Here is a 19,726-nt window from a genome sequence, read left to right as displayed (position 1 = left end):
TTCATAATATAACGTTTTTATTTTTTTTACAATTAAAAAGATACCACATTTTTTTACTGTATCAATACTCGTTTTTTATCATTAAATATATAACACCCATTATCATTTGACTTATATAAGGATGTTGTTTTATTCTAAAGAGGAATAAAAAACAGGAGAATTCTTAAATGCTTAATAAAAATAACAAATTACACTTGAAAAGTGCACTGCCATTTTTAGTGATTTCTGTTTTTACGCTAGGAATCATTCTGTTCTATCTCTCAGCTCTGATGAATCCGCTGATTCGTTTGCCTTCCATTGAGAAGCAAGAAGATTGGCTCTATTATTCTGCAGCAGAGCCAGAAGCAAAATTCGACAGCAATTATGTGAATTTTTTACCTAATATTTCTGCTAATGAAAATTTGGTGATGGAACGACAAATTACCGCGCAACATTCTTCTCCCACATTGTTGCTGATCGGCGACCATCAGAAACTATCTGTTTATCTGGACAAAAAGCTTTTGTATTCGAATAGAAATGAAGTAGCCGAAAATTTAGTCAATCCGGGCAAAACGCTCTCCTTTGTGACGCTGCCAGAAAATTATCAGCAGCAAACGCTGCGCATCTATGTCTCTAGCCCTTTCAAAAATTATTCTGGTTACCCCGCTGAGGTTTTTCTTGGTTCTTCAAACGCGTTAGTCAGTTATGTCTTTCGTCATTCGATTCCAAATATCTTTATGCTTCTGTTAACAGGTTTTATCAGTTTGCTCAATTTGATTTATGTGGGCATTAAGTTAGTTAAGAAACGACAATTGCTTGTTGCGAATTTATTGTTCAGTGCTTTTGCCTTATCTGCAGGACTAGAAGCTGGTTTTGGCGATATTTTAGGGGGTCTACTCTTTAGTCCCACCATTAATTCAGTGATGCTGAATATCTTATCGATCATTACCCCATTATTTTTGATTGGCTTTTATCTATCCAGGATGGAATTTCTGCACAAGAAATACAAAATCTGGGTGATTTTCCACGGAATTTGCGGCCTATTCGCCATTTTATCCGTCTTTTCTCATCAGATTCATCTACCAGAGATCATGGATTATATCCATTTGTTAAATATTTTCAGTACCTTTGTAACTTCCTTTGCAGCCATTTATGAAGCAGTCAAAAAGAATCCATTCTTTGTCCTTTGCTCTCCTTGGATCGTTTTAACAGCGATCGGTCATTGTTTCATCTATATTCAAGATGTGTTGAATATTCATCAATCGAAAGTCAATTGGAACACCATTTTCTTCGTCGTTTTGATCATGGTTTGCTGGGGCTACGACTTGATGCGTTTATTCTTCTACAATGAAGGAAAAGCGAAGAAGCAAGACATTGCCGGGCTCAAGATTCGCTTGTATGAAGAACAACAACCGGTGATCCAGCAACAGATCAACCAATGGCAGCAAGCATTTTTAGGTCTGCGCAAGCAGCTGACCACTGCGAAAGTCATGCTGGAGGACAATAGTTTGATGGGGGCTTTTGATCAGATCCATTTAATGGAACAGAAGCTGGAAGAATCTTGTCCAGCCAAAAGCGAAGACCATTCCTTGACCACATTATTATTGGCAAGTTACCAAAAATCAGCCCAGCAAAAAAGCATTGAGTTCTCTCATGATGTCGATATTGCCGCCATCAAAGAAGTCTCTGAAGAAGACTTTCTCCAACTATTTGCTCATTTACTGGATTATGCCCTTAGGGAAACTTATTTGCTCAAAGATCGCTCCTTGCGCAAGATTCATCTACGGGCTGTGAAACAGCAGAATCAATTGTTCGTCAGCTGTCAGTTTCCAACAATGGATCCTTCAGAAAAAGAATCAATGATGAATGTTGAAACCATCGAAGAAGAAAACTACTTTGACCTTCAGATTATCGAAAAGCTTACCCAGCAGAATTTTGGGACCTATTCGCTGACACAGGAAAAACAGCTGACCCGTTTTTCTCTGACATTTTCTTCCGATGGCTGGCCAGACTTCTTACAGCTCGTCAGTGAAGAATAACAAAGTCAAAAAAAAGCTTGCTTTTTTTTGACTTTCGATTTAGCATGAATGTAAGATTTGGAATAGTATTCTTATGATGGTTAAAGAGAGTTGGAGCACGCTGGAAATCCAATACCCGCTGATAAGAAGAACCTACCAATGGTAATGACCGCAAAACGGTCGGTGTGAAGACCTTATCCTTCATGAGTTGGACTAGCAATAGTCAACAAAGGTGGTACCGCGAAATTCAAGCATTTCGTCCTTTTTATAGGACGGGATGCTTTTTTTATTTTTTAAGGAGGAAAAACAATGACACAAAAAAATGATTTTACGGAATGGTATATCCAAACCATTCAAAAAGCTGAATTAATGGCTTATTCACCCGTTAAAGGATCAATCATCTTCCGTCCTGACGGCTTTGAGCTATGGGAACATATTCAAGAAGAATTTAATCGCTTTTTAAAAGCGGAAGGCATTCGCAACGCGTATTTTCCAATGCTGATTCCACAAAGCTTTTTCATGAAAGAAGCAGACCACATCGAAGGATTCGCCCCTGAATTGCCTTGGGTGACAGAAGTCGGCAATGAAAAATTGGAAGAACCATTGGCATTACGCCCTACTTCTGAAACCATGATTGGTTCAGCCTTTTCTGATTGGATCAATTCCTACCGTGACTTGCCTTATGAAATCAATCAATGGGCCAATGTTTTCCGGTGGGAGAAAAAAACACTGCCTTTCCTACGCACTTCTGAATTTTTGTGGCAAGAAGGACATACCGCCCATGAAGATGAAGCAGATGCAAGAAAACGGACTTTGGGCGTCTTAGATGAGTACGCACGTCTTTGCGAAGAGTTTTTGGCGATTCCAGTTTACAAAGGACAAAAAACACCATCTGAACGTTTTGCTGGTGCTGTAGATACCTACTCTATCGAAGCCATGATGAAAGATGGTAAAGCTGTCCAAGCAGGTACTAGTCATTATATGGGGACGAAATTTGCGGAAGCTTTCGATATTACTTATCTATCGAAAGAAAACAAACACACCTATGCCCACACAACTTCTTGGGGAGTATCAACACGCTTGTTAGGCGCATTGATCATGACTCACGGGGATGAAAACGGGTTGGTTTTCCCGCCAACGATTGCGCCTACCCAAATCGTATTGATGCCAGTGGGACCTTGGAAGAAAAATCCTGCCATTTTAGAAAAACTGGAAGAACTTTACGCTGACTTCAAAGCCAAAGGGATTCGTGTTCGCCTAGATGATTCCGATAATTCCCCAGGTTATAAATTTAACGAGTGGGAATTAAAAGGGGCTTGCTTGCGAATCGAATGTGGACCAAGAGATTTAGAAAATGGCCATGTGATGGTCAAGGTACGGGATCTTGCTGAAAAACAAACAGTCGCCTTTGATGCCCTTGCTGATTTTGTGGATCAACAATTAGCCGAGATGACACCACGCTTGCTAGAAGCAGCCCGCAACAGAAACAAAGAGAACGAGTATTACGAGATCGATACACTTGAAGAATTAAAAGCGCATATCGAAACTTGCAAAAATGAAGATAAAGTCACTGGTTTTGTCTTGATTGGCTGGGATGGAACAGAAGAAACAGAAGCCAAGATCAAAGAAGAAACTGGCTTTACTACTCGAAATATTCCATTCGAAGCCCCTATGGAAAAAACCGTTGATATCGTCAGCGGCAAACCTGCCAAACATACGGTTTGGATCGCTCGGGCCTACTAAAAAAGATTCATAAAAACCCGCAGAACAACGGAACATTCCTTACCACCTGCAACGACAGATCTTGCGATCGTTGCAGATGGTAGATAGGTTCCAATTATTCTGCGGGTTTTAACTTTTCCAATACTCTTTGATTGGATCGATCAGTAAACTAATTCCAAAAGATCTTCCGGAGTAATATTACCGAAGTATTTTTTGACATCAATCTGATCAATGACCTCTTTCAATGCCGATTTTTCATAACGTGTACCGATAAAGGCTTGTTCTACGTCAGCAATATCACCTAATCCAAAGAAATCCCCATAGATTTTTGCTTCCGTGATCTTGCCTTCTTGGACATTGAAGCGAACTTCGATTGATCCAATTGGAAATCGTTTGCGGCGTTCAAGATCAAATGCCGGTGATTTTCCATAATTCCAATCCCAGTTGCGATAATACTTATCAGAAATTTCATTGATTTTGACCCAATCTTCTTCCGTCAATGTATAGATCTTGACTTGGTCGACTGAATCCACGCCGAAAATCTTTAATAAAATCTCTTCACGAAACGCTTCGGTTGTCATCCCTTGTTTGTCTTTTGGTAAGAAGGGTTTGATATTCGTCACGCGAGAACGAATGGATTTGATCCCTTTTGACTCGATTTTATCTTTGCGAACTTTCAGTGCATTGACTACTTCATTAATGTCACTGTCAAACATGATAGTCCCATGAGCAAACATGCGGCCATTCGTGGCATACATCGCATTCCCAGAGAACTTCATATCATCAATAACTAAGTCGTTGCGACCTTTCAATTGCGCCCCTTCGACACCCATCTCATGCAGGGCTTGGACGATCGGTTTTGTTAGTTTCTCAAAATCACGGAATGAGTTGCCGTCATCCGGCATGATAAAACTAAAATTCAAATTTCCAAAATCATGGTAGACTGCCCCGCCACCACTGAAACGGCGAACCACATGGATGCCATGCGCATCAACATAATCTTTGTTGATTTCTTCGATCGTATTTTGATTTCGTCCAATAATGATCGACGGCTCATTGATATAAAACAGTAGAATCGGTTCATCCACCTTCATCTCCTGCAATAAAAAGATTTCAATAGCTAAGTTGATTCTTGGGTCGTGGTTTTCGTTTGGTACAAAAAGCATCTGCTACTCCTCCTCGGGTTTAAATCTCAAAGATTTTTTGAACTGCTGCCAATTCAACCGGTATCCCGTTGGCCGCCGTTGCTGCCTCTTCTTTTAGTTGCTCTAGATCTCCATGCTGCGGCAAATGAGTCAAAACCAGTTTTTTGACTTTCGCAGCAGCAGCGATCTCTCCAGACTCTTGAGAGGTAAAATGCGCTTTATGTCGTTCATTTCCAGCAAAAAGATAGGTATCTGCTAAAAACAAGTCAGCATCTTGGGCAAAATCGACAAAATTTTCTAAGTAGCCGGAATCGCCAGTGAATACAAATATTTTACCTGTACTATTCTCAACAAAGCGCATGGCATAGCAAGTTACAGGATGAATCGTCTCCATAAATGTAACAGAAAACGGTCCCAATTCCAACTGTTTTGTTTGTAAATAATCATGTCCTTCAGAGACCCCTGTCATCGTTAGCTCATTGAAATGAACAGTGTCTCTTCCATGACCATAGATTGGCAATACCTTTCGTTCTGCTTCTTTAGGAAACAACTGCCAATAATACTGTAAGACCCCTAAATCTGCAATATGGTCATGATGGTAATGACTCAAAATCACTGCATCCAGCGCCAATGGATCCAAAATTTTTTCCAATTGGATCAATGTCGTACTGCCAGCATCCAGCAGCAAATGGTACCCCTCAGACTCTAATAGATAGCCAGTAGTTCCCTCACCTTTGTAGGGATAAGCGCCTAGACATCCTAAAACTGTTAGTTTCATACTTCCGCCTCCTTGACTCTATGCTATCACAAAAGCAGGGGATTACTCAAAAATAAACAGCAAAAAACGGCTGCCCTCGTCGAAACTTCCGAGCAAAAGAAATCGTGTTTCTCATTGCTGGCTTCCTCCGTTGGTACAACCGTCTTCGTTTATTTTTTACATAGTGCTTTCACTAAGAATTGGTTCATTGTCTTTTTCAATCAATGCCTGATAAAATGCCGCATTGGCCGCATTGGCATAAGTCAGCGCCCATAAGAGACCGATAATAAAAGCAAACGTCCCTAAAATCATCCAGCCGAGTAACGACAACTGCAGCAAAATATACTGGCCGATATGTTTTCTCATTAGATGCCAAGCACCTTTAATGGATTGAAAAATCGTCAATTCAGCATGATCATAACGCAAATAGATAGCGAACTGGAAGAGTCCACTGATCAGTTGCGAAACAAACATGAACAGGATCGCAGAAACAATCATCCCAATGACAAAAGATAGTGACGTTTGAAAAAAGTCCCAGTTGAAGTTGATTTTTCTATTGACATCAAGGATCATACTCAGGTATTGATTAAAGCCGCTGAATGCCAATTGCGGCAAGAACACAATAAAGCTAATCACGTAGTTGATCAGTGCACTGAGTAGGTTCAACAATAAAAATGGGACATAGTACCGCTTATCGAAAACGAGAAAAATATCTGATACATGAATCTCCCGTTGCCGAATCACGAATAGTGCCATAATATTTAAGCCAATTGTCAATGCAAAGAAAATAAAGTATTCCAAAAGGTAATCGATGATCGTTTCTTTGGACTGGTGAAACGTATTATTTGCCAATGTCAACACAAGACTGCTGACTAGACTCTGGATAACGATCGTTGCCAGAATCGCTAAAATATACCGTCCCCACTTGCCTCTTAATGACCGTGAAGCCATCGTGCGGATCTCACTATTTTTTCTCATCCTCTACTCCTTCTAGTAGCTTCGTAATTCTTTTACCGTTTTATCATCGAGGCGACGAACAACTTCAGTCACTAATTTGACCGTATTTAAATAGTCGTCTTCATGGATGACAGAAGTATGAGAATGCAAATAGCGTACAGGAACCGTAATCGCGATCGATGGCACACCATCACGGGTCAAATGCATTTGACCCGCATCCGTTCCACCACCGGTGATCACTGTGTATTGGAATGGAATCTCTAATTCTTCCGCAACATTGATCACAAAATTCAAGAGCTTTTTGTGAGGAATCATTGAGGCATCAAAAATCAAGACTTGTGGTCCTTTGCCAAGAACAGAATCGGCCTCTTTTGGTGTCATCCCTGGGGTATCACCAGCGGTTCCCGTATCAAGAGCAATCGCAATGTCTGGATTCACTAAATGGGTACTGGTCCTAGCGCCTCGCAATCCGACTTCCTCCATCACATCGCTGCCAGCAAACAAGCAGTTAGGGTGTCCCTCTGCTGCTAATGTTTCTAACACACGTAAGGAAACAGCGGTCCCCACTCGGTTATCCCATGCTTTCGCTAACAAAAATTTGCTGTCATTCATGCGCTTGTATTGGATATAAGGCGTAATCATATCTCCCGGACGTACACCCCATTCTTTTGCTTCCTTATCACTGGAAGCACCGATATCAATAAACATATCTTTGATATCATAGGGTTTGTTACGAACTTCTGGGGTTAAGACATGAGGAGGTTTGGAACCGATCACGCCATGGATCAATTTGCCGGCTTGTGTTTTGATTTCAACTTCTTGTGCCAGCATGACTTGTCCCCACCAACCACCGAGGGTTTGGAACTCAACGAATCCTTTTTCCGTGATTTTGGTTACCATAAAGCCCACTTCATCCATGTGTCCAGAAATAAAAATTTTTGGACCGCCGCCATCACCCACGTGTTTGGCGATCACACTTCCTAAGCCATCAAAAAAGATATCTTCTGCAAAGTCTTTCGCGTAAGCTTTGAAGACTTCCCGTACCTCTTCTTCATTTCCCGGAACACCGCGGGCAGTCGTCAAATCAATCAATAACTGCTCTTCTTTTTTCTCCATCCTATCTACTCCTCTACTAAGTTTATCCCTTAAATTATACCATTCCTATTCCTTCATACCAGCTTAAAATCGAAAAAACTGCCAACTTATTCTTCAATGATTCGCAAGCATAGTTTGACTGTAATCAAATAGGCGATCAAGAATACCGCAGCTGCGATGCCGGCAAAAAGATGCGCTACCCAATATCCCGGGCTGACGACGAACTGTGTCAATGTGTTGATTGCAAAGCCCGCATGCAAAATCGCTAATACCGTCCCTGGCAGGAAGACCCAGAAATTCTGCCAGTAGACAATTGACCGGATTTCCTTTTTGCTGTAGCCTAGTTTACTCAACAAACGATAATTTCTTTTTTCTCGTTCGGTGTTAGAAAATTGTCGCACGATCAAACTGCTAGAGGTCGTGATCAACACGATGACTCCCACAAATAAGGAAACAAACAAAATGATTCCGCCTTGTCGTCGAACAGCCCGCATACTAAGGTAGCGATTCGCCAAATTCAAACGATAGCCGCTAAGATAGTCTTTGGCTGTGGGATTTTTTTCCGGAATCCCTGACTGCAGCAAGTATTTGACTTTTCCATGTTCTTGCAGACGTTTATACGAAAACGGATAAGCCCATTCAATCGGTAACTGATCATCGATAGCTTTACTCAGACTTTCATGATCCGCTGTGTTCACATTGAGATAGGACAGTTGATAGTCCATCCCAGACATTTTCTGAAAATCTGCATCATTGACCACTAATACGTTTGGTAAAGAATAACGTAGAGAGATATCCCCAAAATAATCCGGATAGCTCTTTTCTAAAAGGATTTTTTTGCCGTTTTGAAGAGTGATGCTATTCTGAAAAGTCCGTAAGCCATAAGCAATATTATAATCAGCATCAAAAAATACCCCTCGCCCTTCGGACAGCGAAACTTCTGGCGCATCCGGTACGAGACGACGAAACGCTTGGTAATCTGAGAGGGACAAGACATTGACCAAAAAAGTTTCTTTGCCGGTACTCGTAGGATTCACTAAATACTTCGCATTGATTGCTACTGGCAGAACACGAAAGGTGACCTTCTGCTCTTCAGTAACTTGCCCGTGATCGTGCACAATTCGTGCCAATTCCGCTGCTCTATCTGCTGCCACTTGAAAATCCGTGGGATACTCACGGTTGGAGGCCTGATAATTTAGTGAAATCACCCCCATCGTGCCGCCAATCAATGAAATGGCAATCGCCGTAATGATCGTCAGCAACGAAAAACTTCTCCATGTCCGCTGCAGATAGGCCCGGACATTATTAAATGCGATCAATCGCGTCCCTTTGCAGACTCGTTTGCGGGAATTGGTGAGTAAATGCAGCAGCATTGGTAATGTACAGTCAAAAAATAAATAGGTGGCGGTAACACAACAAACGAAAATCAGCAATGGAATCCAGAGTATCGCTGTATAGTCCTCTGTATAGGTGATATAGCGCTCCAACGTGCTGCGTAATGTCAGCGCTAAATAATAGCCAACACCTAATAGAAGCAAACCAACGATCCCCATCGCACTCCGAAAGGGATGCGGTTTCAGCTTGTAGACAGGGAGTGTCAGATTGGTTTTCATCAGATCATTCAATGGATTCTGCCAGACAAACAAAACAACCTGACCACTTAAAATCACCATTGCCAGTAAGAAAACCCACACCGTCGTTAAAATTGAACGTGGCGAATTGAAAAAGTGACTGGTGATGGACAACCCCATCACTCGAATCAAAATCATCGAGAAAAATTTTGAAAAAATGATTCCCATAAAAATGCCTACGAATAATGAAAAAAGATTGAGTAAAAAGGTTTCCCGCAACAACAGCCAACACAGTTTTGCTCTTCGCAGCCCCAAAAGCTGATAGACACTGATTTCTTTTTGGCGCTGATTCAAGAAAAAATGATTGGCACTCAGCATAAAAAATAAGACAACAATAGCAACAATGGTACTGCCAAACCCAAGAATGCCATCGATTGGCGTATCTTGCTGCACCCGTTGCGTCAACAACCGGTCATTCATCATGGCGCTAAATGAATAAAAAATCATGATCGCCGTCATCATACAAACAAAATAAACGACATAATTGCGAAATTGCTGCAAAAAACTGCGCCAGCCGATTTTATAAAGCATGGCGATCCCCGCCTCCGATCGTGGCTTGCATATCGATGATTTTTTCAAAAAATTCTTTCCGAGAACCTTTTTTGACGACTTCGGCAAAAAAGACCCCATCGCGGATGAACAAGATCCGATTGCAGTAACTAGCAGTAAAAGGATCGTGGGTCACCATCAGAATCGTCACATCTTCTTGCAGATTGATCTCCGCTAAGTAACGCAAAAGCTCTGTCGCCGATTTCGAATCTAAAGCCCCAGTCGGTTCATCAGCAAACAACACAGAGGGGCGACGAATGATGGCGCGAGCAGCAGCGACCCGTTGCTTTTGCCCAACAGACAACTCTTCAGGGTAACGTTCCAGCAAATGCGCAATCCCTAATAAATCCGACAGCTCAGCGACCCGCTGCTCCACGACTTTGGCAGAAAGACGGTCAATAGCTAAAGGAAGAATGATATTGTCTTTAGCGGTCAATGTGTCCAATAGATTAAAGTCTTGAAAGATAAAGCCGATTTCTTGTCGGCGAAAATCGCTCAACTTGTTTTCTGACAAACGAGTGATATCTTGTCCTCCAATAATTACAGAGCCAAGACTCGGACGTAAGATGGAAGAAAGAACATTCATCAGTGTCGTTTTCCCGGCACCACTGGGACCCATGATCCCTACAAATTCCCCTTGATCTACGGAAAAAGTAAGATTGTCTAGCACTTTCGTTTGATTGAAGCGGGTGCCGTACGTTTTTGTCAGGTGCTTCACATCGATCATTTTTTTCATACAAACGCTCCTTCTTTTTCTTTATGGTAGCATATTTTTCCGTCCATCGCCCCTGCTTCGTTTTTTCATAAAAAAATTTTTTACCATTTTTTATTCATTTTGTGAAACGTGAAACATAAAAGACCTTGTCATCATCAAGTTTCAGTTAAAATCACTCATTGAATATACACTACATATTGTGCATATTAAATTAGATGCCAAATAAAAACCACTATATATAGTTGCCGAAAACATTGTTTTGTTTTATGATATTGAAGAAGATAAGGAGTGATAGTAATGATGGACTTAAAGAGAAATACTGAACAAAGCGGTGGCAGCCATCCGCAATTATCCCAATTAAGGATTGTAAAACGGGATGGACGTTTAGTTGATTTCGATGACCAAAAAATTTACGATGCGTTAGTAAAAGCCCAACAAAAAGTCAATGGAGAACTATCTCCCCTCGATCATGAACGGATTCTAGAAATCGTAGAAGGAATCGATCATGAAATTGCGGATCGATTTACAAAAAACGTTAAAATATACGAAATCCAAAATATTGTCGAGCATATTTTATTAGCGAAGAATGAGTATGCATTGGCTGAAGAATATATCAATTACCGAACACGTCGTGATTTTGAACGAAGCAAAGCAACAGATATCAACTTTACGATCAATAAATTAATGAACAAAGACCAAACTGTGGTCAATGAAAATGCCAATAAAGACAGCAACGTCTTCAACACCCAAAGAGATTTGACTGCCGGGATCGTTGGAAAATCTATTGGATTAAAGATGTTACCTCCTCATGTGGCCAATGCCCATCAAAAAGGCGACATCCACTACCATGATTTGGATTATCATCCTTATACACCGATGACCAACTGCTGTCTGATCGACTTCAAAGGTATGTTGAACAACGGGTTCAAAATTGGAAATGCAGAAGTTGAATCACCAAAATCGATCCAAACGGCGACAGCTCAGATTTCTCAAATCATTGCCAACGTGGCTTCCAGCCAATATGGCGGTTGCTCTGCTGACCGGACCGATGAGTTATTGGCCCCATTTGCCGAATTGAACTATCAAAAACACTTGCAAGACGCCCAAGAATGGATCGAAGGCGAAGAGCGCCAAAAAGCTTACGCGAAAAGCAAAACCAGAAAAGACATTTACGATGCGATGCAAAGCCTGGAATATGAAATCAACACATTGTTCACTTCCAATGGACAGACACCTTTCACTTCCTTAGGATTCGGTCTGGGAACAAACTGGTTTGAACGAGAAATCCAACGAGCTATCTTACAGATCCGCATCAATGGATTAGGTAGTGAAAAACGGACAGCCATTTTCCCTAAATTGATCTTCAGTATCAAACGCGGCGTGAATTCGGAACCAACCGATCCGAATTATGATATCAAGGAACTGGCTTTGGAATGTGCGACAAAACGGATGTATCCAGATGTCCTGAATTATGACAAACTAATTGAATTAACCGGTAGTTTTAAAGTACCAATGGGTTGTCGTTCTTTCCTACAAGGCTGGAAGGATGAACAAGGGGAAGAAATCAATGTGGGTCGGATGAATCTCGGTGTTGTGACATTGAATATCCCACGCGTGGCTTTAGAAGCTAACGGGGACCGTGACAAATTCTGGTCACTTTTGGAACAACGGCTACAAATCGTCAAAGACGCCCTTGTCTATCGTGTAGAACGCTGTAAAGAAGCCAGCCCGGCAAATGCGCCTATTCTCTATATGTACGGCGCCTTCGGCAAACGACTGGACCGTAAAGACAGTGTCAATGAGCTATTCAAAAATAAACGAGCAACCGTTTCATTAGGCTACATCGGATTGTATGAAGCAGCAGCCGCTTTCTTTGGTGGCGAATGGGAAAATGATCCAGAAGCAAAAGCATTTACTTTAGATATCGTAAAAGAGCTAAAAGCTCACGCCGATGCTTGGGGAGACGAATATGGCTACCATTTTAGTGTCTATTCCACTCCAAGTGAAAGTTTAACGGACCGTTTTTGTCGTTTAGATACAGAGAAATTCGGCATCGTTAAAGATATTACAGACAAAGACTACTATACAAATAGTTTCCACTACGATGTCCGTAAAAATCCAACACCTTTTGAAAAATTGGACTTTGAAAAAGATTATCCAAAATACTGTTCCGGCGGATTTATTCATTATTGTGAATATCCTGTTCTGCAACAAAATCCAAAAGCCCTTGAAGCCGTTTGGGATTATGCTTATGATCGGGTGGCTTATCTAGGGACCAATACCCCTATCGACCACTGTTATGAGTGTGGCTTTGAAGGGGATTTCAATCCGACAGAACGAGGCTTCGAGTGCCCACAATGCGGCAATCATGACCCAAAAAGCTGTGATGTCGTGAAACGTACTTGTGGCTACCTAGGAAATCCTCAAGCACGTCCAATGGTCCATGGCCGACATAAAGAGATTTCTGCTCGTGTCAAACATATGAAAAATAATTAACGAAACAAGTGTCCATTCGTGGCAAACCTCAAGTAACTTCTGCAGGAATTCAACAGCAAAAACCAGAGATTACTTGAAACAAGAGGCGCAGCCTAGCTGGTCCTTCTGTCCTTGCCGCGAAGGACATTTTTCAGTGAAGAATCGATCTTTTAGAAAGAAGTTTTGTATATGAGAAATCCCCGACCAAAAGAATGGCAAGCAAAAGACTATAGTCAAAATTATGTGGCAGATTATAAAGCCTTCAACTTTGTTGACGGCGAAGGCATCCGCAATAGCCTGTATGTCAGCGGCTGTCTATTTGCTTGTGAAGGCTGTTTCAACAAAGCAGTCCAAAATTTTCGCTACGGCACCCCTTTTACCCAAGAGTTAGAAGACCAGATCATTGAAGACTTGCGGCATGATTATGTGCAAGGACTGACCTTATTAGGCGGTGAGCCTTTCTTGAATACAGAAGTCTGTTTGCAGGTAGTTCAACGGGTACGTCGGGAATTTGGCCACAGCAAAGATATTTGGAGCTGGTCCGGTTACACCTTTGAAGAATTACTGTTGGAAACGGAAGACAAACTTGAACTGCTTTCCAGTATCGATATTCTAGTAGATGGCCGTTTCGAATTGAGCAAACGCAATTTAAATCTGCAATTTCGCGGCAGCAGCAACCAACGAATCATTGATGTTCCTAAATCATTGGCGCTGGGAGAAGCTGTGATTTGGGACAAATGCAAAGACGCTGAAAAAAGCTATGAACAAATCAAAAAGAGTATTTGACGACTTGAAAAAACTTCAGTTTTCAAACTGATACAAAAGATAAAAACCAGCAGGAGTGCTGAACTACTCCTGCTGGTTTTTATTTCGATCATAGGACACACAATCATTGCAAATGTTTGCTGGCTTCTTTGATACTTAATGGAGCTAACTGATCTTTGTGCGTTATCAGAAAAGCCTGCACCCACTCAGGGTTCGTTTTTGCATAATCACGCAAACTCCAGCCAATCGCTTTGTTGATAAAGAACTCATCACTTCCTAAATTATTTAGGATGACCGTCTCCAACATCTGGGGATCGGTTTTTTCTTTTCTAAGCAGTTGGTGATCAATGGCGATGCGCCGGAGCCATAAATTATCTGCTTTGCTCCAAGCAAGCATCTTTTGACTCAATTCCGGATAGGTCATAGTCAGCCCACCAACAACTTTATTCAAGCCATCAACAGTATCCCACCAAGATTTTCGAAGGACTAATTCACCTATTTTCTCCAGTTCGTCTGCTTGGAGGACCGACTGCATCATCACCAGATAATCGATGGCGACATATTGCATTTCCCGATAAGGTTGTTGCCAACAACTTTCCACAAATCCCCAATCGATAGCGGCTTTTTTCATTGCGGCAAAATAGGGTTTTTGTATTTGTTTCCGGATAGGTGACGGAATGCCTAAAAAATCAAACTGATCCCTCATGTACGCCTGCATCTGAACTCTCCCCGCTGGATTTTCTTGTGCCATTAATTCCTCTTGTAACGCTTTCCATTGACTGTTTGTCGTCATTATGCGCCTCCATATTTTTTATTCGGTTTCCCACAAAGGCAATACGATATTTTCATACGCTAACGGATCTAGGTTCGTGACTGTGATCCCCAATAAGCGGATCCCTTTTTCGATTCCTAAAATCTCCTCCCAAATCAAACTGGCTTGTGAAAAAATAGCTTCTTTCTTGTGCACATATTCTGGTAGCGTCACCCGTTTTGTGATGGTGGAGTAATCGGCATAACGCACTTTCAACACTACCGTCTTTCCGTGCTTCTGTGTACGCTTCAATGATCGTTCTACTTCTTCTGCCAAAATCCTTAGCTGACTGATGACTTGATCCTCAGTGGTCAATGCATTGCCATAGGTATGTTCTTTGCCGACTGATTTTCGTTCTCTTGTCACACTGACCGGAGAATCATGAATGCCGCGAACTTTCCGGTATAATGAGTAACCCATTTTTCCAAATTCTTGGATCAATGCCATTTCGCTCCATTCATAGAGATCAGCTCCGTTATAAATCCCTAATTCGTGCATTCTTGGCACTGTCTTCTTCCCGATACCATGAAATTTCTCAATCGGTAATTTTTTTAAAAAGACCACGGCATCTTCCGGCATCACTACCGTCAAGCCTCGGGGTTTGTGAAAATCCGAAGATAATTTAGCTAAAAACTTATTGTAGCTGACCCCTGCTGAACAAGTAAGCTGGGTGGTCTGCCAGATGTCTTGCTGGATCATGCGAGCAATTTTGATCGCGGAAGGACAGTTGATCTTGTTGACGGTCACATCCAGATAAGCTTCATCAATAGAAACCGGTTCGATCACATCGGTATAGCAACTAAAAATCTCTCTAACTTGCTGAGAGATTTCCCGATACTTTTGATGGTTACCAGGTATAAATACGGCGTGAGGACACAGTTCAAAGGCTTTTTGCGCACTCATCGCCGAATGGATCCCATATTGCCGGGCCTTGTAATTTGCTGTTGTGACTACCCCTCGGCCTCCGGTATCACTTGGGTGACGGGCAATCACTAGCGGGTGTTTCGCCAGCTCAGGATCGTCTCGTTCTTCCACCGAAGCAAAAAAGGCATCCATATCGATATGGATGATTTTCCGAGAAGTATCGTTTTTTAATGGAAAACGCAACTCAGCCATCTTCACCACTCCATTCCCCTCTATTATAAACGAACAAAAGTTCCCTATCAAGAGGCTCATACCCAGCAGCGGCATTTGCTGCAAACCAAAAGAATCCCTGCCGATAAGACAGAAATTCTTTTTGGCTTCCTGTTACGATTAAAGACGTCAACTTTGGTTCACTTCGACAAAAATCCTAGACTTACAGCGCTGCTGTTCCTCGTTCATTGGTGCGGATTCGTACTGCTTCTTCGATCGGATAAATAAAAATTTTGCCATCACCTACTTCACCTGTATGGCAGATAGACAATATCAGTTCAATGATTGCTTCAACCTCTTCGTCTGCCACAACAAAACTCGCCTTTACTTTAGGCAAAAGTGTCGTAATCACTGCTTGACCTCGAACAAATTCTTTGACCCCTTTTTGATTGCCGCAGCCCAATACTTGACTCACCGTCATCCCAGCCATCTCGGTTTGATCAAGGGCTGCCTTTAATTCTTCCATTTTTTCTTGTCGAATGATTGCTTCTACTTTTTTCATCTACATTCCTCCATCTATGAATCCAGCCCCATAAAGGTAGGATACGCTGTTTCATCGTGTTCGCTGCGATCCATTCCAATGGCTTCTTCTTGTTCTGTGACCCGGATCGGCAACACACGTTTAATGACTTGGATCAATAGAAAAGATATGCCCCCGGCAAAAAGAATCGTAAAGACTATACTGGCAACTTGCGCAATGAACAACTCAGTTCCGCCATAGAGCAATCCGGTGTGTTGATTGACAGCTGGATCGGCAAAAATGCCTGTCATGATTCCTCCGAAGATGCCACCGATTCCATGACAACCAAAAGCATCCAATGCATCATCCAACCCTAAGCGATGCTTGATGACCGAAATAAAATAATAACAAAATGGACTTACTAACGCACCGATCACAAAGGATGACCACAGGGAAACAAAACCTGCGCCAGGCGTAATGGCTACGAGACCAACGACTGCTCCGGTACAAGCGCCGACGATGGTAGGCTTACCTAGCAGAACTTTCTCAATCAACATCCAAGAAAGCATCGCAGTTGCGGCTGCCGTATTGGTCGTTAACAACGCTTGAATGGCGATCCCGTCAGCTGCTAATGCTGAACCAGCATTAAAACCAAACCAGCCAAACCACAGCAGTCCTGTGCCTAATACGACAAATGGGATATTATGAGGACGATATTCCGTCTGATGAAACTCGCGTCTTTTTCCCACGACGAAAGCCAACACAAGCCCGCTGATGCCTGAACTAATATGGACAACGTTGCCTCCTGCAAAATCAATCGAGCCGATAGCATCTAAGAAGCCACCACCCCAAACCATATGAGCCATCGGGAAATAAACTAAAAACAGCCAGCAGCCGATAAATAAGAAAATTGCCGAAAAACGCATGCGACCTACGACGGATCCGGTAATGATCGCTGTTGTAATTAGGGCAAACATCATTTGAAAAGCAGCAAACAATCCTTCCGGAATTCCCTCTCCCTCAGTCATGGAAACTTGCTGAAAAAATAGCTTGTCGATATTGCCGATAAACCCACCTGTACCACTGAAAGAAAGCGAATAACCGGCCACTACCCACAGAACAGAGGCTAGACCCATGGTACAAATCACCATCATCATTGTGTTCAAGATATTCTTTCGCCTTTCCAACCCGCCATAAAAAAATGCTAGCGCAGGAGTCATTAAAAAGACCATCCCACTGCAAATCAAAATAAATCCGCTATTTCCTGTTGCCATACCACCATCTCCTTCTTATGTTAGATATCCTATCATCATATTTTAGAGTTTACTAGTATTTTCTCTGAATTTTGCAATTTTTCTGAAAATACCTCACTATTCATGTTATAAGATTTGACATAAACAATTCAGATGGTGGACTTGCTCATCGATAATTAAAAGGACAAATAATACGTCACATTATCCGGCAAAGGCTTAAAACCATTCTTCTTATAAAAATCTGCAGCTGGCATCTGTTCTTCTGTATCCAACAAAATCGTAGAAAGGCCTTTTTTAAGCAACTCTTCTTTGATCATTTCTAAGAAAGCAGAGCCGAAGCCTTTCTCTTGATACTTGCCAGCAATCAAAAAGGTATCGATGACATATTCTTTTCCTTGGTACCATGGCTTGATAAAGCCTAATGCATACCCCACCAGCTCATTTGTCAAAGAATCCACGATACAATAGCCAATATAAGTATTCATTGCCATCATGGATGACACATAGTCAGTGATTTGAGAAACCGTTAGCTGGTCGTTCCAAGGTTCCGCTGAAAAAACAGCAATGTACAGTTCAACAGCTTCCTTTATATCCTTTGTTGTTAATTCCCGCATTCGTACCTTTGTTTCCATGACGTTCGCTCCATCCTTTTCAATGATGATTGTGACAGTGCCTTTGCTCTGACGGATCACTCATCGATTCGTTTTGCATAGCCATTGCCATAACTGGTATAGCGACGGCCTTGGTTGATTTTCATTTTTTTATGAATCTCTCTTTCTAAATCAATCGATAGAATTTCGGCTAACCCAAGAAGATAGATGGCCACATCTGCTAATTCTTCTCCCACATCTTGGTTTTTGCGGTAAGCATCAAAGGCTTCTCCCACTTCACCGTATAATGACAAAAATTCTTTTTCGACGTTGGTGACATTAAATTGATGATCGATTTTGTTTTGGTAGATTGCTTTTTGCATGTCTGGTAAGTTCATCCTTTTCTCCTTTTTGAACCCGTTCCTCTTCGCTAAAAATGAAGCCTCTTACTATTTCTCACAAAAGCAGCGAATTGACTAGGTCTCACTAATTGATTTCTTTAGTTATATTTTAATACAGTGTTGATAGTGTAACCATTTTTAAGAGCGTGGAACAAAAGGAAAACACACTTTTGTTCCACGCTCTTAACACGTATCAACGACGGGAGCAGAAGCAACTCCGAGAAATAAGTAGAACTACCTCAAAATTGAAAAACAATTTCTCTGTCTTCCTCCTTATTCGTCAGAGACTAACACTTCTGTTCTGGCCTATTCAGGCACATTTTTAGAAAGTTGCAAACTATTCCTATAAGGTAAAGTTTCATTTTATTCAATCGGCAGATTGTGCTGTTTTAGGAAAGAGAACTTATCCCAGTACCCCCTTTGAAATAAAATTTTATTATTTACTATCTGAAAAAAACCGCAACCTCTCAAACCTAACGGGTCACGCCACTCTAAAATTGCCCATTGCCCATCTTCGAAAATGTTTTCAACGATACAAACCATTTTTGCGTCAGAAAAATCTTGTTCAAACATTTTCCTGATCGCTTCTTTCCCAACAACTGGCTCATTGGCAACCTGATGGTTTATTGCATTGTCATCATACAACTCTGAAATAGTTTCTACATCTGCATCATTAAATGCGTCAACCCATTGGCATAGTATTTCTTTTGGTCTCATCTCATTTTCCTCCTCATCTATCACAATTTTTATAATCATTTGCAATATAAAAAAAGTAGCTAATTGAATCAATATTCTACTTTTACAACTTATTTCAAGACAATGGCTACGTTCAGGACCGATAAAGTCTATTACTCTTGAATAACATGGATAGATTGCATTGAACCATGACATTTCTCACTTTTTTTACTTACTGTGAATAGTATTTATAGATTGGATCGGGCCCTTTATGTTCCCCTCTTTTTATACATTGTCTCATGAGAAATCATGGGCAAAACAAATGGTTATCAGTCCGTGTGAACCTACTACGAGCATTTCTTCTAAAGAACCAAGCAACAGCTCTTATTGAGGTCCTGATAGTTTTTGGCTATCTGAAATCAAAGAGTTGATAGTTGCCGTTCTAGGCCCTTCAAACCTGTAAAATTTCCTTATTATAGCATATCCTCAAAAACTTACCAATCTCAAAATTTATTTAATATATAGCCATTTCTTTTAGTGGCTACAAAAAAGGGCTGTGCCATAAGTCACCTACAAGTAACACTATCCGAATAG

Annotated in this window: 17 protein-coding genes; 4 read left to right on the top strand and 13 right to left on the bottom strand. The window is 41.4% G+C overall.

Annotation, left to right across the window (positions count from 1 at the left end; genetic code table 11):
* Positions 1-167 precede the first annotated feature (167 nt).
* Entirely contained in the window at positions 168-2,018 is a 1,851-nt protein-coding gene (locus Q0A12_RS05545) for a hypothetical protein (protein ID WP_291291671.1), read from the top strand.
* A 288-nt stretch (positions 2,019-2,306) separates the two neighbouring features.
* Positions 2,307-3,740, top strand: a complete 1,434-nt coding sequence (proS, locus tag Q0A12_RS05540) for a proline--tRNA ligase (RefSeq protein WP_291291670.1) — start codon at positions 2,307-2,309, stop codon at positions 3,738-3,740.
* 140 nt (positions 3,741-3,880) lie between these two features.
* On the opposite strand, the gene Q0A12_RS05535 is transcribed toward proS, so the two are convergent.
* The 6 genes from Q0A12_RS05535 to Q0A12_RS05510 all read right to left on the bottom strand — a co-directional run bounded on the left by Q0A12_RS05535 (position 3,881) and on the right by Q0A12_RS05510 (position 10,589).
* Complete coding sequence (locus Q0A12_RS05535; protein ID WP_291291669.1) at positions 3,881-4,885, bottom strand: lipoate--protein ligase; 1,005 nt, start codon at positions 4,883-4,885, stop codon at positions 3,881-3,883.
* 19 nt (positions 4,886-4,904) lie between these two features.
* The gene (locus Q0A12_RS05530) at positions 4,905-5,642 is read right to left on the bottom strand and encodes an MBL fold metallo-hydrolase (RefSeq protein WP_291291668.1); all 738 of its coding nucleotides are present in this window, start codon (positions 5,640-5,642) and stop codon (positions 4,905-4,907) included.
* A 156-nt stretch (positions 5,643-5,798) separates the two neighbouring features.
* Complete coding sequence (locus Q0A12_RS05525) at positions 5,799-6,599, bottom strand: DUF975 family protein (RefSeq protein WP_291291667.1); 801 nt, start codon at positions 6,597-6,599, stop codon at positions 5,799-5,801.
* Between the two features lie 12 nt (positions 6,600-6,611).
* Positions 6,612-7,694: a M42 family metallopeptidase gene (locus Q0A12_RS05520; protein ID WP_291291666.1), complete on the bottom strand. Its 1,083-nt coding sequence runs from the start codon at positions 7,692-7,694 to the stop codon at positions 6,612-6,614.
* Between the two features lie 86 nt (positions 7,695-7,780).
* On the bottom strand, positions 7,781-9,835 hold the full coding sequence (locus Q0A12_RS05515) for an ABC transporter permease (RefSeq protein WP_291291665.1): 2,055 nt from the start codon (positions 9,833-9,835) through the stop codon (positions 7,781-7,783).
* Entirely contained in the window at positions 9,825-10,589 is a 765-nt protein-coding gene (locus Q0A12_RS05510) for an ABC transporter ATP-binding protein (RefSeq protein WP_291291664.1), read from the bottom strand. The genes Q0A12_RS05515 and Q0A12_RS05510 overlap by 11 nt, the downstream gene beginning before the upstream one ends.
* 276 nt (positions 10,590-10,865) lie before the next feature.
* Between Q0A12_RS05510 and nrdD the strand changes: the two genes are divergently transcribed.
* Both nrdD and nrdG read left to right on the top strand, forming a co-directional pair.
* On the top strand, positions 10,866-13,064 hold the full coding sequence (gene nrdD, locus Q0A12_RS05505; RefSeq protein WP_291291663.1) for an anaerobic ribonucleoside-triphosphate reductase: 2,199 nt from the start codon (positions 10,866-10,868) through the stop codon (positions 13,062-13,064).
* Positions 13,065-13,232: 168 nt separating this feature from the next.
* Positions 13,233-13,829, top strand: coding sequence for an anaerobic ribonucleoside-triphosphate reductase activating protein (gene nrdG, locus Q0A12_RS05500; RefSeq protein ID WP_291291662.1), 597 nt, complete (start codon positions 13,233-13,235; stop codon positions 13,827-13,829).
* 103 nt (positions 13,830-13,932) lie between these two features.
* Here nrdG and Q0A12_RS05495 read toward each other — a convergent pair whose 3' ends face one another.
* From Q0A12_RS05495 to Q0A12_RS05465, 7 genes are all read right to left on the bottom strand, one after another.
* Positions 13,933-14,601: a DNA alkylation repair protein gene (locus Q0A12_RS05495; RefSeq protein WP_291291661.1), complete on the bottom strand. Its 669-nt coding sequence runs from the start codon at positions 14,599-14,601 to the stop codon at positions 13,933-13,935.
* A gap of 18 nt (positions 14,602-14,619) precedes the next feature.
* Positions 14,620-15,735 carry a DNA polymerase IV gene (dinB, locus tag Q0A12_RS05490; protein ID WP_291291660.1) on the bottom strand — a complete coding sequence of 372 codons (1,116 nt, stop codon included), beginning with the start codon at positions 15,733-15,735 and terminating at the stop codon, positions 14,620-14,622.
* A 181-nt stretch (positions 15,736-15,916) separates the two neighbouring features.
* Positions 15,917-16,255: a P-II family nitrogen regulator gene (locus Q0A12_RS05485; RefSeq protein WP_291291659.1), complete on the bottom strand. Its 339-nt coding sequence runs from the start codon at positions 16,253-16,255 to the stop codon at positions 15,917-15,919.
* A 14-nt stretch (positions 16,256-16,269) separates the two neighbouring features.
* Positions 16,270-17,487: an ammonium transporter gene (locus tag Q0A12_RS05480; RefSeq protein ID WP_291291658.1), complete on the bottom strand. Its 1,218-nt coding sequence runs from the start codon at positions 17,485-17,487 to the stop codon at positions 16,270-16,272.
* 155 nt (positions 17,488-17,642) lie between these two features.
* Complete coding sequence (locus Q0A12_RS05475) at positions 17,643-18,098, bottom strand: GNAT family N-acetyltransferase (RefSeq protein WP_291291657.1); 456 nt, start codon at positions 18,096-18,098, stop codon at positions 17,643-17,645.
* Between the two features lie 56 nt (positions 18,099-18,154).
* On the bottom strand, positions 18,155-18,454 hold the full coding sequence (locus Q0A12_RS05470; RefSeq protein WP_291291656.1) for a MazG-like family protein: 300 nt from the start codon (positions 18,452-18,454) through the stop codon (positions 18,155-18,157).
* Between the two features lie 366 nt (positions 18,455-18,820).
* Positions 18,821-19,174 carry a nuclear transport factor 2 family protein gene (locus tag Q0A12_RS05465; RefSeq protein WP_291291655.1) on the bottom strand — a complete coding sequence of 118 codons (354 nt, stop codon included), beginning with the start codon at positions 19,172-19,174 and terminating at the stop codon, positions 18,821-18,823.
* Between the last annotated feature and the right edge of the window lie 552 nt (positions 19,175-19,726).

Source organism: Enterococcus sp. (assembly GCF_022711995.1).
GTDB lineage: Bacteria > Bacillota > Bacilli > Lactobacillales > Enterococcaceae > Enterococcus_D.
This window is presented reverse-complemented; position numbering and strand designations above follow the sequence as displayed.

Coding starts and splice junctions, on each gene's coding strand:
- Q0A12_RS05515 (WP_291291665.1), bottom strand. CDS start 9,835: ATGCTTTATAAAATCGGCTGGCGCAGTTTTTTGCAGCAATTTCGCAAT.
- dinB (WP_291291660.1), bottom strand. CDS start 15,735: ATGGCTGAGTTGCGTTTTCCATTAAAAAACGATACTTCTCGGAAAATC.
- proS (WP_291291670.1), top strand. CDS start 2,307: ATGACACAAAAAAATGATTTTACGGAATGGTATATCCAAACCATTCAA.
- Q0A12_RS05520 (WP_291291666.1), bottom strand. CDS start 7,694: ATGGAGAAAAAAGAAGAGCAGTTATTGATTGATTTGACGACTGCCCGC.
- Q0A12_RS05495 (WP_291291661.1), bottom strand. CDS start 14,601: ATGACGACAAACAGTCAATGGAAAGCGTTACAAGAGGAATTAATGGCA.
- Q0A12_RS05485 (WP_291291659.1), bottom strand. CDS start 16,255: ATGAAAAAAGTAGAAGCAATCATTCGACAAGAAAAAATGGAAGAATTA.
- nrdG (WP_291291662.1), top strand. CDS start 13,233: ATGAGAAATCCCCGACCAAAAGAATGGCAAGCAAAAGACTATAGTCAA.
- Q0A12_RS05530 (WP_291291668.1), bottom strand. CDS start 5,642: ATGAAACTAACAGTTTTAGGATGTCTAGGCGCTTATCCCTACAAAGGT.
- Q0A12_RS05535 (WP_291291669.1), bottom strand. CDS start 4,885: ATGCTTTTTGTACCAAACGAAAACCACGACCCAAGAATCAACTTAGCT.
- Q0A12_RS05470 (WP_291291656.1), bottom strand. CDS start 18,454: ATGAACTTACCAGACATGCAAAAAGCAATCTACCAAAACAAAATCGAT.
- Q0A12_RS05510 (WP_291291664.1), bottom strand. CDS start 10,589: ATGAAAAAAATGATCGATGTGAAGCACCTGACAAAAACGTACGGCACC.
- nrdD (WP_291291663.1), top strand. CDS start 10,866: ATGATGGACTTAAAGAGAAATACTGAACAAAGCGGTGGCAGCCATCCG.
- Q0A12_RS05475 (WP_291291657.1), bottom strand. CDS start 18,098: ATGGAAACAAAGGTACGAATGCGGGAATTAACAACAAAGGATATAAAG.
- Q0A12_RS05465 (WP_291291655.1), bottom strand. CDS start 19,174: ATGAGACCAAAAGAAATACTATGCCAATGGGTTGACGCATTTAATGAT.
- Q0A12_RS05545 (WP_291291671.1), top strand. CDS start 168: ATGCTTAATAAAAATAACAAATTACACTTGAAAAGTGCACTGCCATTT.
- Q0A12_RS05480 (WP_291291658.1), bottom strand. CDS start 17,487: ATGGCAACAGGAAATAGCGGATTTATTTTGATTTGCAGTGGGATGGTC.
- Q0A12_RS05525 (WP_291291667.1), bottom strand. CDS start 6,599: ATGAGAAAAAATAGTGAGATCCGCACGATGGCTTCACGGTCATTAAGA.